The organism is Streptomyces sp. HNM0645, from assembly GCF_030056615.1.
GTDB lineage: Bacteria > Actinomycetota > Actinomycetes > Streptomycetales > Streptomycetaceae > Streptomyces > Streptomyces marianii.
The window spans coordinates 157,132-170,274 of record NZ_JASHLT010000015.1 but is presented as its reverse complement, the minus strand read 5'-3'; the positions used below and the strand labels follow the sequence as shown (position 1 = coordinate 170,274).

Below are 13,143 nucleotides of genomic sequence, written 5' to 3'. Positions count from 1 at the left end.
CGAGGCGGGCGTTCAGAGCTCTTCCTGCTTTCGGATCGAGTGTGGGAGGCCACGAGTCCAGCGCAGCATCAATCCACGCTCGCGCGACCGAAGAGCCAGGATACTGGACCGTTCGCTCCAGGCCCAATCCGGTCCCTACGGGATCAGCGGCCCTGCTCGTAGCGCCGCAACTGCTCCATGTCGATCATGCTGGTGTCGAAGAAGCTCGTCTCGTCCAGCGAGGCGGGCTGGGCGTGGCCCTGATGGGCCTGCTGCGGCTGCTGCTGGGCGCTGTAGCCTCCGCCGTACGGGTCCTGACCGTGACCGTACCCCTGGGCGTACGCCGGGTCGTAGCCCTGCTGCTGTCCGTAGCCCACCGCGTACGGGTCCTGCTGGTACCCGTACATGTCCTGGGGCTGGGCCTGGGCCGCCGCGGGCTGGTAGCCGTACGGGTCGGCCTGCGCCGGGATCTGGGGCTGCGGGGCCTGCGGCTCCGGGTCCGCCAGCTCCGCGAGCCCGGCGAGGTAGTCGGCGTCACTGGTGTGCTGCACGCTGCCAGCGACCTCCTGCGCGGCCATGTGCGCGCCGAGCTCGTCCGTCGCGATCCGGCCGTGCAGCTTCTGCCGGCCCCGGCCGACCGCCTCCAGCGTCTTGGAGAGCACCGCCTCGAAGGCACCCAGCTTGGCGTCGACATAGTCGTCCGCGCTCCGGATCAGCGTCTGCGGGTCCGCGCTGTACTCGGGGGCGTCGTCGTCGGCGGGGTCCGCATGGCCCTGGTCGCCCGCGCCGTGGCCGCGGCCGAGCAGTTTCTCGCGCCCGCGGTCGACGGAGCCGATGGTCTTGTTGAGGACGACCTCGAAGTTGGCGAGCTTGGAGTCGACGTAGTCGTCCGCCTCGGCGCGGATCTCCTCGGCCTCCCTCCGGGCCTCGGCGAGGATCCGGTCGGCCTCCTCCTGGGACTGCCGGGCGATGTGGGTGCCGGAGACCAGCGAGCCGCGCTCGGAATGGGCGGCCTGGATGATCCGCTCGGCCTCCTGGCGGGCCTGCTCGACCATCTGCTCCCGGTCGCCGATCAGCTCCTGGGCCTGGGCGAGCGAGCCGGGCAGTGCCTGCCGCACCTCTTCGAGCATCGCGAGCAGTTCGGCGCGGTTGACCACGCAGGAGGCCGACATGGGCATGGACCGGGCGTTCCCGACCGCCTCGACGATCTCGTCGAGCTTCTTCTGCACGTCCACCGTGTGCTCGCCACTCTCTACAGTCACTACAGCCGTTTTGGAGCCGGACGCAACGACTGTACGGCCAGTCGGCGCCGGTCCGACACCGGGTGACGGCACGTCAGGAAACGGTCGTCCTCGCCGTCCCCCGTGTCACTTCTTCGGGAGCCGTTCGGTCAGCGCCTGCAGCACGGCCGGCGGCACCAGGTGGGAGACGTCGCCGCCCCAGGCCGCGACTTCCTTGACCAGCGAGGACGACAGGAAGCTGTAGGTGGGACTGGTCGGCACGAAGAGCGTCTCGACGCCCGACAGGCCGTTGTTCATCTGGGCCATCTGCAGCTCGTAGTCGAAGTCGCTGACCGCCCGCAGGCCCTTGACGATGGCGGGGATGTCCCGCTCCTTGCAGTAGTCGACGAGCAGGCCGTGGTAGGCCTCGACCTCGACGTTGCCGTACTCGGCGGTGACCTCGCGGATCAGCTCGATCCGCTCGTCGACGGTGAACAGTCCCTGCTTGGACTGGTTGATCATCACCACGACGTGCACGACGTCGTACAGCTTGGAGGCGCGGGCGATGATGTCGAGGTGTCCATTGGTGATGGGGTCGAACGACCCCGGACAGACGGCGCGGCGCAACTGAAGTCCCTCGCTCTCCGGTCCGGTCATGGTGCGTCTTCGCACGTAGAGGCGGCGCGACCGTACCAAAGCGTCCCCTCGCCGTAGCGACGGGCCCGCAACGGTTCGATCCCGTCGGGCCAGGCGAACTCACCGCCCCTGGTGCTGCGCTCCACGGTGACGAGGGCGCCCTCCGCGAGCCAGCCTCCCGCGCGGAGTGTGAGGAGAATCTCCCGAAGATCGTCGTCGGTGACGGCGTACGGCGGATCGAGGAACACCACGTCGTACGGGTCCGCCGGCGGCTGTCCCTGCACGACGTGCTCGGCGCGGCCGGCGCGGACCTCGGCTCCCGGCAGGGCCAGGGTCCGGACGTTCTCCCTGACCGTGCGGGCGGCGCGGGTGTCGGCCTCGACGAGCAGGGCGTGGGACGCACCGCGGGACAGCGCCTCCAGACCGACGGCACCCGAGCCCGCGTAGAGATCCGCCACGCGCAGCCCCTGGAAGCCGCCGAGCAGCGACTCCCAGGTGGAGAACAGGCCCTCGCGCGCCCGGTCGGAGGTGGGGCGGGTGCCGTTGCCCGGCGGCACGGCCAGGCGGCGTCCGCCGGCCGTGCCGGCGATCACGCGGGTCATCTGGGTCCTTCGCGGAAGAAGGTGCTCGATCGGCTCGACCGGCCTGGTCATGGCCGTCGGACCGATCCGGTCACCTCCACGATATGGGCTCCGCGCGGCCGCGAGCCCCGCCCGCCCCCTCACGGGGCCCGGTGCGGAAGGAGCGCTGCGGGCCGGCACTGCGCGGCCGACCTTCCCCGGGCCCGGCGGCACGGGAGGAGCGCGCCCGGGTCCGGGCCGTGGCTCAGCCCTTGTCCAGGTACTGCTCGCGGTCCTTGTCGAGCAGGGCGTCCAACGCCGTCCGCAGCTCAGGAAATCCCTCCAGCTCCGGGTCGGCGCCGACGACGGACACCGCCTCGTCGCGGGCCGCGGCGATGATCTCCTCGTCCTCGATGACCGCGAGGACCCGCAATGAGGAGCGCACTCCCGACTGGGCCTGGCCCAGCACATCCCCCTCGCGCCGCTGTTCGAGGTCGATACGGGAGAGCTCGAAACCGTCCAGGGTGGCGGCGACCGCACCGAGTCGGGCGCGTGCGGGGCTCGCCTCGGGCATCTCCGTGACGAGCAGGCAGAGCCCGGGGGCCGAGCCGCGGCCGACCCGGCCGCGCAGCTGGTGGAGCTGGGAGACACCGAAACGGTCGGCGTCCATGATCACCATCGCGGTGGCGTTCGGTACGTTCACGCCGACCTCGATGACGGTCGTGGCGACGAGCACGTCCACCTCGCCCGCGGCGAATCGGCGCATCACGCCGTCCTTGTCGTCGGGCGCCATGCGGCCGTGCAGCACTTCCACGCGCAGGCCCTTCAACGGACCGGCCGACAACTGCCCGGCCACGTCCAGCACGGCCAGCGGCGGCCGCTTCTCTGCCTCGTCCTCCGGCGACTTCCGCCGGGCCTCGGCGGAAGTGTCGAGGTCGTCGCCGATGCGCGGGCAGACGACGTACGCCTGGTGACCGTTCTCGACCTCCTCGCGCACCCGCTCCCAGGCCCGGGCCAGGAAGTGCGGCTTGTCCGCGGCGGGGACCACGTGCGAGGCGATCGGCGAGCGCCCCGCGGGCAGCTGGTCCAGCACGGACGTCTCCAGGTCGCCGAAGACCGTCATGGCGACCGTGCGGGGGATCGGGGTGGCGGTCATGACCAGCAGGTGCGGCGGCTGTCTGCCCTTGCCGCGCAGGGCGTCGCGCTGTTCGACGCCGAATCGGTGCTGCTCGTCCACGACGACCAGGCCCAGGTCGTGGAACTGGACCTTGTCCTCGATCAGGGCGTGCGTGCCGATCACGATGCCCGCCTCGCCGGTGGCGAGGTCGAGCAGGGCACGGCGGCGGGCGGCCGCGCCCATCGATCCGGTGAGCAGCACGACCTTGGTGGCGCGCTCGGCACCGCCGAGCATCCCGCCCTCCGCGAGGTCGCCCATCATCTCGACGACGGACCGGTGGTGCTGCTGGGCGAGGACCTCGGTGGGCGCGAGCATCGCCGCCTGCCCTCCCGCGTCGACAACGGCGAGCATGGCGCGCAGGGCGACCATGGTCTTCCCGCTGCCGACCTCGCCCTGCAGCAGCCGGTGCATCGGATGCTCCGTGGCCAGATCGCCGAAGATCTCGGCGGAGACCTTCCGCTGCCCCTCGGTGAGGGTGAACGGCAGCCGTGCGTCGAAGGCGTCGAGCAGTGCGTCCGGCACGGGCCGGCGGGCGACGGCGGGGAGCTGCCCGTCCGCGTACCGCCGCCGGGCGAGGGCGACTTGGAGGACGAATGCCTCGTCCCACTTCAGCCGCTGTCGCGCGTCCTCCACGTCGGCCTTGGTCTGCGGACGGTGGATCTTGAGCAGGGCCTGTGGGAGGGGGACGAAGCCACGGCCGTCGCGCAGCGTGGCCGGCAGCGGGTCCACGGCCTCCGTCGCGTGCGGGAGGACGGCGTCCACGGCCTTGGCGATCTTCCAGGACTCCAGGCCCTTGCAGGCCGGGTAGATCGGGATGAGCTTTCCGGCGAAGGCGCTGACCGCTCCCTCGCCGCTCTCGGCGTCGAGCCGTTCGTACGTGGGGTGGGCGAGCTGCAGCCTGCGGTTGAACACGGAGACCTTGCCCGCGAACATGGCACGGGTGCCGGGCAGCAGGTCCTTGTGGGGCCGGTGGACACCGCGCCCGAAGAACACCAGCTGGAGACGTCCACTGCCGTCGGTGATGGTGACCTCCAGCCGCTGGCCCCGCCCGCCGTTGAACGTGAGCACGCGGGCGTCGGCGACCTGGGCGACGACGGTCACGTGCTCGTCCAGCGGCAGCTCGGCGAGCCGGGTCAGCTGACCGCGCTCCTCGTACCGGCGCGGATAGTGGTGCAGCAGATCACCGACGGTTCGCAGGTCGAGGTTCTCGGCCATGACCTTGGCGGTCGCGGGGCCGAGCGTCTTGGTCAGCGGTTCGTCCAGCACGCCGTCCATTGCACACCACCGCACCGACAACCGTCGCGCGCCCGCGGGAACGGCGCGTTCCGCAGCGCGTGCGGCACGCACGGAAGCTGCCGGGGAGGTGCGGCGGCCCCGCCGTCGGAGCCCGGCCCCGCGAACCGTGTCGGGACGGCGACGGGGCCACCGTCCGTGGGCGACCGGTCACTCCACGCCGACGAGGAGCGGGGCTCCCGCGCCTCCGTGGTAGATCACCGTGTCCACCGCCAGGTGTCCCGCGCGCACGTACGCCTCCAGCCGCTCGCCGAGCTCCGGCGGGGCGTCCTCGGGGAGGACCAGGGTGACGAGTTCGCCACCGGCCGAGAGCATGCGGTCCAGAACCGTTTCGGCGGTGGTCGCGAGGTCCGCGCCGATCACTGCCACATCGCCCTCGATGAGCCCCAGCACGTCCCCCGCCTGGCAGACGCCGGCGGACGTGAAGGACTGCCGTTCGGCGACGGCCAGTTCGCCGTAGCGCGTCGCGCCCGCCGCCGAGGTCATGGCGACGACGTCCTCGTCGAAGCGCCGCCCGGGCTCGTGGACGGCGAGCGCGGCGATGCCCTGGACCGCCGAGCGGGTCGGGATCAGGGCGACCCGGACGCCCTCGGTACGGGCCTGTTCGGCCGCGGCGGCCGCGGTGTGCCGCAGCTCGGCGTCGTTCGGGAGGAGCACGACCTCGCGGGCGTGCGCCCGCCGGATCGCGTCGACGAGTTCACCGCTGGCGGGCGGTTCGCCGGGCCGCGCGAGCACCGTGGTCGCGCCGGCGTCCGTGCACAGCCCGGCCAGCCCCTCCCCGGGCACCACGGCGACGACGGCCCGCTGGACCCGCTCCCGCGGCTCGGGGTGCCCGGCCGCCGCGAAGTGGGTGATCCGGATCCGGTACGGCCGGCCCGCCTCCACTCCGGCCTCCACCGCCGCCCCCGCGTCGTCGACGTGCACATGGACGTTCCACAGCCCGTCTCCGCCGACCACGACCAGCGAGTCGCCGAGCGCGTCGAGCCGGGACCTCAGCCGGGCCACGGCGGTGTCGTCGGCCTCCAGGAGGTAGATCACCTCGAAGGCGGGACCTCCGTCGGCGCACGGTTCGACGGCCGTCGCCGGTGACGGGTGGGCGCGCACGGCGGGCCGTACGGACGCCTCCCCCGTCACCGCCTCGGCCAGCGCGCCCAGCACCGCCACCAGGCCCTGTCCTCCCGCGTCCACGACGCCGGCCCGGCCCAGCACCTCGAGCTGTCCCGGTGTCTCCGCCAGAGCCCGGCGCGCGCCCGAGTAGGCGGCCGCGACCGCCGCCGCGTCGTCGCCGTGCGCCGTGCCGTGTGCGGCCTGCGCGGCGGCGGAGGCGACGCTCAGGATCGTGCCCTCCACGGGGTGCGCCACCGCCTCGCGGGCGGACTCCGCGGCCCGCCGGAGCGCCTCGGCGGCCCCGCCGCCCCGCTCCCCGAACACCTCGGCCATGCCGCGCAGCAACTGGGCCAGGATCGTCCCCGAGTTGCCCCTCGCCCCGATCAGCGCCCCGTGCGCCATGGCCCGCACGGTGTCGGCGAGCGCGGGGGCGGCCGAACCGGTCTCGTACGCCGCGAACACCGCCTCCACGGCGGTGGCCGCGGACTCGACGGTCAGATAGAGATTGGTGCCGGTGTCACCGTCCGCGACCGGATAGACGTTGATCGCGTCGATCTCCTCGCGCTCCCGGCCCAGTGCGTCCAGAGCGAGCGAGCACCAGGTGCGGACCGCCAGGGCATCGAGGGGCTGGGGCAACGAGGTCCTCCTTCGGCGGTCCCTCCACGCCGCGGTGGCGGGCGTGGGCGGGGAGGCTGGGCTGCACCGCAGGGTAGACCCGGTCCGGGCCCGGAACCGGGGTGGGGGCGTGAGTGCCCGTGGTAGTTTCGTTCTACGGGCGCAGCCGTTGTATGCTGCTCCGGTTGCCCGATGAGAATCGGGCCATTCCCCCGGCAAGCCACTTCAGACCACTGATTCCGGCACGCCGGATTTCACCGTAAGTGCATCTGAAGTCTTTGGAGTGACCCGTGGCTGCCAACTGCGACGTCTGCGGCAAGGGGCCGGGCTTCGGCAACAACATCTCCCACTCGCACCGCCGTACGTCCCGTCGCTGGAACCCGAACATCCAGCGCGTGCGTGCCGTGGTCGGTCGGACGCCGAAGCGGCTCAACGTCTGCACCTCGTGCATCAAGGCCGGCAAGGTCTCGCGCTAAGTGATGCTCCCCGCGTTCGTGCGGGGATGATCCCGCCGACGTCTCGTCGTAGCGCAGCCCTCCGGTTGCCTTGAAGGCCGGTCCACCTCTCGGTGGGCCGGCTTTTCGCCGTTCGCGCCGGGGCCCGGGGGCGGCGCGCGCCGCCCCCGGGCTCCGTCAACGGCCAGGCCGGTGCCGTTCCCAGGCGTGGTCGACGGGCCCGATCCCGCCACCGAGCGCGAATCCCGCGGCGATCGCGCCCGTCACATACGCCTTGGCGGCCGAGACGGCCCCGGGGACGTCCCGCCCCTTCGCGAGTTCCGCCGCGACGGCCGAGGCGAGGGTGCAGCCGGTGCCGTGGGTGTGCCGGTTGTCGTGCCGCGGGGCACGCAGCCAGTGGGTCTCGGTGCCGTCGGTGAGCAGGTCCACCGCGTCCCCGGCGAGATGGCCGCCCTTGATCAGCGCCCAGCGCGGCCCTAGGTCGAGCAGCGCGTCCGCCGCACGGCTCAGATCGGTCTCGCTCTCCACGCGCACGCCGGTGAGCTGGACGACCTCGTCGAGGTTCGGGGTCGCGACCGTGGCCGTCGGCAGCAGCTTCCCACGGACGGATTCGAGTGCGGAGGCGGCGAGCAGGGAGTCGCCGTGCTTGGAGACGCCGACCGGGTCGACGACCACGGGGGCGTCCGTGCCGGCCAGCAGGTCCGCGACGGCCTCGACGAGTTCCGCCGATGCGAGCATCCCGGTCTTCACCGCCTGGACCCCGATGTCGTCCACGACGCTCCGGTACTGGGCCTGCACCGCCTCGACCGGCAGCTCCCAGGCTCCCTGCACCCCGAGGGAGTTCTGCGCGGTCACCGCCGTGACGACGCTCATCCCGTGCACGCCGAGGGCGAGCATGGCCTTGAGATCCGCCTGGATCCCGGCGCCGCCACCGGAGTCGGACCCGGCGACGGTGAGCACCCGCGGGGGTGCCTGGCGCGTCACGTACCCTCCCCGAAGTGGTCCCAGCCGCCCTTGCTGGTCCAGGGTGCCCCGTCGACGGTCACCTGGGGCAGCGCCGACGGGTTGAGCACCTCGCCGATCACCTTCCAGCGGGCGGGGAGCTTCGCGTCCGGCGGGAAGGTGGCGACGATCGCGTGGTCCTCGCCGCCGCTGAGCACCCACTGGAGGGGGTCGACGCCGACGGCCTGGCCGATGTCGTTCATCTGCGAGGGGATGTCGATGAGTCCGGAGCGCAGGTCGATGCGGACCTTGCTGGCCTCTGCGATGTGACCGAGGTCGGCGACGAGACCGTCGCTGACATCGGTCATCGCCGTGGCGCCGAGGCCCGCGGCGGCCGGTCCCGCGTGGTACGGCGGTTCGGGGCGCCGGTGCGCCTCGACGAACGCGCGCGGCGAGCGGAACCCGCGGGAGAGGACCGCGTGTCCGGCCGCGGACCAGCCCAACCAGCCCGTGTACGCGACGACATCGCCGGGCTGCGCCCCGGCCCTGGTCACCGGGTCGTGGTTGCGCAGATCGCCGAGTGCGGTGATCGCGAGGGTGATCGTCTCGCCGCGGACTACGTCGCCGCCGACGACCGCCGCGCCGGCGACCTGGCACTCGTCGCGGATGCCGTCCATCAGCTCGGTGGCCCAGGTGACCGGGAGGTCGGCGGGGACCACGAGGCCGAGCAGCAGAGCGGTCGGCACGGCGCCCATGGCGGCGATGTCGGCGAGGTTCTGTGCGGCGGCCTTGCGGCCCACGTCGTAGGCGGTGGACCAGTCGCGCCGGAAGTGGCGTCCCTCCAGCAGGAGGTCGGTGCTGGCCACGACCCTGCGGTCGGGTGCGGACACGACCGCGGCGTCGTCGCCGGGTCCGAGCCGTACCGCGGGGGTGGAGGTGAGCCTGGAGGTGAGCTCCCTGATGAGCCCGAACTCCCCCAGCTCGCCCACAGTGCCCTTCATCTCGTCATGCCCTTCGTCGCCGCGGTGCCGCCGGACGGCCCGGCCCACCTGTTCGTCGTGCGGTCGCGAGCCGTCACCGCTGTCGGTACCGTCGAGTAGGCCCCGTCGGCCGTCAACTTCTGTGCCCGGTACGCCACGCTGCGCACGCCCCGGAACGCGCGGGTCTCCCCGCGGCCCGCGGCGACGCGATACCGTGGCGTCCCTTCTCCCCACATGATCCTCGTGGCCGCCCTGGAGGTTCCGTGGTACAGGCGTACATCCTCATTCAGACCGAGGTGGGCAAGGCGTCGACGGTCGCCGACACCATCTCCAAGATCCCGGGAGTGATCCAGGCCGAGGACGTGACGGGCCCCTACGACGTGATCGTGCGCGCCCAGGCCGACACCGTCGACGAGCTGGGCCGCATGGTGGTCGCCAAGGTCCAGCAAGTGGACGGCATCACCCGTACGCTCACCTGCCCCGTCGTGCACCTGTAGCCCCCGTCTACGCTTGGCCGGTGATGACTCACCGCCGGCTCCCGTTCCTGCCCATCGCCGCCGTGCTGCTGGCTGCCGCGGGCTGCTCCTCCACGGACGCCGCCCCGTCGGTCACGGTTCCCGCTCCCCCCGCCGAGGAGAAGGCCCTCTGCCTGGCGCTGCACGAGGCGTTGCCGGATTCGGTGGCCGGTGAGAGCCGCCGGGATCCCGAGCCCCGTTCCGTGCTGACCGCCGGGTGGGGGGACGCCGCGATCGTACTGCGCTGCGGGGTTCCGCGCCCCGCGGGGCTGGAGAGTGAGCAGGCGGACGGGGTGGAGGTGAACGGTGTGGACTGGTACTCCGAGGAGCTGGAGGACGGCGCCCGGTTCACCACCACGTACCGCAGGACGTATGTCGAGGTGACGCTGTCGGACCGGTTCACGGACATGGGACCGCTGACGGATCTGGCGGGACCGGTCGCCCGGACCGTCCCGCCTCGCTTCACCCGGAACCCGTAGGTCCCCCGCCGAACCGGCGTTACCGCACCCGTCACCGGGTGCGGTAACGCCGCTTCAGCGCAGGCCGGTGGAGCGGCGCAGTGCGGCCCGGATCAGAAGGTCGACGAGCTCCGCGTAGTCGACCCCGGACTCCTGCCACATGCGCGGGTACATCGAGATGGGCGTGAAGCCCGGCATGGTGTTGATCTCGTTGATCACGAACTCGCCGGCCTCGGTGAGGAAGAAGTCCGCCCGGACCAGTCCCTCGCAGGACGCGGCCTCGAACGCCTCGACGGCGAGCCGCTGCACCTCGGCGGTCTCCTCGTCCGTGAGCGGCGCGGGCACGAGTCCGGTGGCCGAGTCGATGTACTTGGCCTCGAAGTCGTAGAAGTCGTGCGAGGACACGGGCGGGATCTCGGCCGGCACACTGGCGCGGGGGCCGTCCTCGAACTCCAGCACACCGCACTCGATCTCGCGACCGCGCAGCAGCGCCTCAACGATGATCTTCGGGTCGTGGCGCCGGGCCTCCTCGACGGCCTCGTCCAGACCCGAGAGGTCGTCGACCTTGGTGATGCCGATCGACGAACCGGCGCGGGCGGGCTTCACGAACAGCGGCCACCCGTGCTCGCCGGCGAAGTCGACGATCTTCTTGCGGGCGGCGGAAGGATCCTGCTCCCACTCCCGGGGCCTGATCACCGCGTACGGGCCGACCGGCAGCCCGAAGGAGACGAAGACCCGCTTCATGTACTCCTTGTCCTGGCCGACGGCCGAGGCGAGGACACCGGCTCCCACGTACGGGACACCGGCGAGTTCGAGCAGGCCCTGGAGCGTTCCGTCCTCGCCGTACGGGCCGTGCAGCACGGGGAAGACGACGTCGACCTCGCCGAGTGCCTTGGGCACGGAGCCGGGCTCGCTGTAGACGACCTCGCGGTTGGCCGGGTCCACGGACAGGACGACGCCGCCCTCGGCCGATTCGGCGAGATCTGCGACGGACGGCAGCCGCCGGTCCGCGATGGCCATCCGGTCGGGCTCGTCGGCCGTCAGCGCCCAGCGGCCGTCCGCGGTGATGCCGATGGGCAGGACGTCGTACGCGGTGCGGTCGATGGCACGCAGTACGGCGCCGGCCGTCACGACGGAGATCGCGTGCTCGGAGCTTCGGCCGCCGAAGACGACCGCGACACGCGGCTTGCGGAGCGCCTCACCGCTGGTGGGGGCAAGGCCGGTGCTCTGGGACTGGTTCTCGCTCATATCGCGACGAGCGTACCCTGCGCCTCCGCCGGGCCGAAGGGGCGCGCGGCCACCGAACGGAAGAGTGCCTTCCGGTGGTCTTCCCTCAGTGGCGCTCGGGCTTGGCGCTGCGGGACATCAGCTCCTTGAGCGCGACGACCGGCGGCTTGCCCTCGTGGACGATCGACACGACCGTCTCGGTGATGGGCATGTCGACGCCGTGCCGGCGGGCGAGATCGAGAACCGACTCGCAGGACTTGACGCCCTCGGCCGTCTGCTTGGTCGCCGCGATGGTCTCCTGGAGCGTCATCCCCCGGCCGAGGTTGGTGCCGAACGTGTGGTTCCGGGAGAGCGGCGAGGAGCAGGTGGCCACGAGGTCGCCGAGGCCGGCGAGGCCGGCGAACGTCATCGGGTCGGCGCCCATGGCGAGGCCGAGGCGGGTCGTCTCGGCGAGCCCCCGGGTGATGAGGGTGGCCTTGGAGTTGTCGCCGAGGCCCATGCCGTCCGCGATGCCGACGGCCAGTCCGATGACGTTCTTGACCGCACCGCCGAGTTCGCAGCCGACGACGTCGGTGTTGGTGTAGGCGCGGAAGTACGCGGTCATGCAGGCGGACTGGAGGCGCCGGGCGACGCCCTCGTCGGCGCACGCGACGACCGCGGCCGCGGGCTGGCGGTCGGCGATCTCCTTGGCCAGGTTGGGCCCGGTGAGGACGGCGACCCTCCCCCGGACCTCGTCCGGGGTGCCCCCGGCGGGCGCCTTGGCGACCACTTCCTCGATGACCTCGCTCATCCGCTTGGCAGTACCGAGTTCGACGCCCTTCATCAGGGAGACGAGCACGGTGCCGGGGGCCAGCAGCGGCGCCCATTCCGTGAGGTTGGCGCGCAGGGTCTGGGAGGGGACGACGAGGACGGTGAAGTCGGCGTCGCGGGCGGCCTCGGCGGGGTCGGTGGTGGCCCGGACCGCCTCGGGTAGCTGGACCCCCGGCAGGTAGTCGGGGTTGGTGCGGGTGCCGTTCACGGCGTCGACGAGCTCGGCGCGGCGGCCCCACATGGTCACCTCGCAGCCGGCGTCGGCGAGGACCATCGAGAAGGCCGTGCCCCAGGAGCCGGTACCGAAGACGGCTGCCTTGACGGAACGAGTCACTTGGTCCCCTCCCCGGCGGCCCTGCGCCGCTGTTCGGCCCGCGCCTGGCGGTGGTCGTACGGCGTCGCCGGCGCCTTCTCGCCGCGGATCTCCTCCAGCTGCGCGGTGATCGCGGCCATGATGACCTCGGTGGCCTCGCGCAGGACGTCGGGGGTGGGCTCCATGCCGTGGAACCGGTCGAGGTCCACGGGCGGCCCCGCCTGCACGATCAGGGTCTTCCGGGGGAGGAGACGCAGCTTGTTCTCCTTGGCGTAGGGCGGCATCGCCATGTTGGCGCCCCACTGGGCCACGGGAATGACCGGCGCCTTGGTGAGGAGCGCGACGCGCGCGGCACCGGTCTTGCCCGCCATCGGCCACATCTCGGGGTCCCGGGTCAGCGTGCCCTCGGGGTAGAACGCGACGCACTCGCCGCGCTCGATGGCGTCGACGGCGGCGCGGAAGGCGTCGAGGGCGTTCGTCGTCTCCCGGTAGACGGGGATCTGGCCGGTGCCGCGCAGTATCGTGCCCACGAAGGAGCCCTTGAAGAGGCCGGCCTTCGCCAGGAAGCGCGGGACGCGTCCGGTGTTGTACTGGTAGTGGGCGTAGGAGAGCGGATCCAGGTAGGAGTTGTGATTCACCGCTGTGATGAATCCTCCGTCGGCCGGAATGTGCTCCATTCCCCGCCAGTCCCGCTTGAACAGAACCACCAGCGGCGGTTTCGCGATGACCGCAGCAAGGCGGTACCAGAAGCCGATTCTGCGGCGGGACACTCGGACACCTTCCTCGTTTGGACCTGACTGCCGCCCGGCTGGCGCCCGGCTGCTGGGGGTCAAGTGTCGCCCCAGGCCCCTGGTCT

General features: G+C 72.2%; 13 protein-coding genes. 3 read left to right on the top strand and 10 right to left on the bottom strand.

Translation table 11 applies throughout. The features are described from left to right. Positions 1-143: 143 nt before the first annotated feature. From QMZ92_RS12885 to QMZ92_RS12865, 5 genes are all read right to left on the bottom strand, one after another. Positions 144-1,214 carry a F0F1 ATP synthase subunit B gene (locus QMZ92_RS12885; RefSeq protein WP_283297603.1) on the bottom strand — a complete coding sequence of 357 codons (1,071 nt, stop codon included), beginning with the start codon at positions 1,212-1,214 and terminating at the stop codon, positions 144-146. A 132-nt stretch (positions 1,215-1,346) separates the two neighbouring features. Beyond that, positions 1,347-1,856 (bottom strand): pantetheine-phosphate adenylyltransferase, encoded by a 510-nt coding sequence (coaD, locus tag QMZ92_RS12880; RefSeq protein ID WP_283297504.1) that lies wholly within the window; start codon positions 1,854-1,856, stop codon positions 1,347-1,349. Next, on the bottom strand, positions 1,853-2,437 hold the full coding sequence (gene rsmD, locus QMZ92_RS12875; RefSeq protein ID WP_283297503.1) for a 16S rRNA (guanine(966)-N(2))-methyltransferase RsmD: 585 nt from the start codon (positions 2,435-2,437) through the stop codon (positions 1,853-1,855). Before rsmD ends, coaD begins: the two co-directional genes overlap by 4 nt. 223 nt (positions 2,438-2,660) lie before the next feature. Continuing rightward, complete coding sequence (recG, locus tag QMZ92_RS12870) at positions 2,661-4,847, bottom strand: ATP-dependent DNA helicase RecG (protein WP_283297502.1); 2,187 nt, start codon at positions 4,845-4,847, stop codon at positions 2,661-2,663. A gap of 168 nt (positions 4,848-5,015) precedes the next feature. Beyond that, positions 5,016-6,608: a DAK2 domain-containing protein gene (locus QMZ92_RS12865; RefSeq protein ID WP_283297501.1), complete on the bottom strand. Its 1,593-nt coding sequence runs from the start codon at positions 6,606-6,608 to the stop codon at positions 5,016-5,018. 269 nt (positions 6,609-6,877) lie between these two features. Here QMZ92_RS12865 and rpmB point away from each other — a divergent pair, with 269 nt between their 5' ends. Beyond that, positions 6,878-7,063, top strand: coding sequence for a 50S ribosomal protein L28 (gene rpmB, locus QMZ92_RS12860; protein ID WP_003957616.1), 186 nt, complete (start codon positions 6,878-6,880; stop codon positions 7,061-7,063). Between the two features lie 156 nt (positions 7,064-7,219). On the opposite strand, the gene thiD is transcribed toward rpmB, so the two are convergent. Both thiD and QMZ92_RS12850 read right to left on the bottom strand, forming a co-directional pair. Then, positions 7,220-8,026, bottom strand: a complete 807-nt coding sequence (thiD, locus tag QMZ92_RS12855) for a bifunctional hydroxymethylpyrimidine kinase/phosphomethylpyrimidine kinase (protein ID WP_283297491.1) — start codon at positions 8,024-8,026, stop codon at positions 7,220-7,222. Next, positions 8,023-8,985, bottom strand: coding sequence for a thiamine-phosphate kinase (locus tag QMZ92_RS12850; RefSeq protein WP_283297489.1), 963 nt, complete (start codon positions 8,983-8,985; stop codon positions 8,023-8,025). The genes thiD and QMZ92_RS12850 overlap by 4 nt, the downstream gene beginning before the upstream one ends. 242 nt (positions 8,986-9,227) lie before the next feature. Here QMZ92_RS12850 and QMZ92_RS12845 point away from each other — a divergent pair, with 242 nt between their 5' ends. Further along, positions 9,228-9,461 (top strand): Lrp/AsnC family transcriptional regulator, encoded by a 234-nt coding sequence (locus tag QMZ92_RS12845; protein ID WP_017947604.1) that lies wholly within the window; start codon positions 9,228-9,230, stop codon positions 9,459-9,461. Positions 9,462-9,484: 23 nt separating this feature from the next. After that, the gene (locus QMZ92_RS12840) at positions 9,485-9,958 is read left to right on the top strand and encodes a DUF3515 domain-containing protein (RefSeq protein WP_283297602.1); all 474 of its coding nucleotides are present in this window, start codon (positions 9,485-9,487) and stop codon (positions 9,956-9,958) included. A 54-nt stretch (positions 9,959-10,012) separates the two neighbouring features. Here QMZ92_RS12840 and QMZ92_RS12835 read toward each other — a convergent pair whose 3' ends face one another. The 3 genes from QMZ92_RS12835 to QMZ92_RS12825 form a co-directional block, all read right to left on the bottom strand. Continuing rightward, positions 10,013-11,185 carry a D-alanine--D-alanine ligase family protein gene (locus QMZ92_RS12835; RefSeq protein WP_283297486.1) on the bottom strand — a complete coding sequence of 391 codons (1,173 nt, stop codon included), beginning with the start codon at positions 11,183-11,185 and terminating at the stop codon, positions 10,013-10,015. An 85-nt stretch (positions 11,186-11,270) separates the two neighbouring features. Continuing rightward, the gene (locus QMZ92_RS12830; protein WP_283297484.1) at positions 11,271-12,308 is read right to left on the bottom strand and encodes an NAD(P)H-dependent glycerol-3-phosphate dehydrogenase; all 1,038 of its coding nucleotides are present in this window, start codon (positions 12,306-12,308) and stop codon (positions 11,271-11,273) included. Then, positions 12,305-13,057 carry a lysophospholipid acyltransferase family protein gene (locus tag QMZ92_RS12825; RefSeq protein WP_283297482.1) on the bottom strand — a complete coding sequence of 251 codons (753 nt, stop codon included), beginning with the start codon at positions 13,055-13,057 and terminating at the stop codon, positions 12,305-12,307. The genes QMZ92_RS12830 and QMZ92_RS12825 overlap by 4 nt, the downstream gene beginning before the upstream one ends. Between the last annotated feature and the right edge of the window lie 86 nt (positions 13,058-13,143).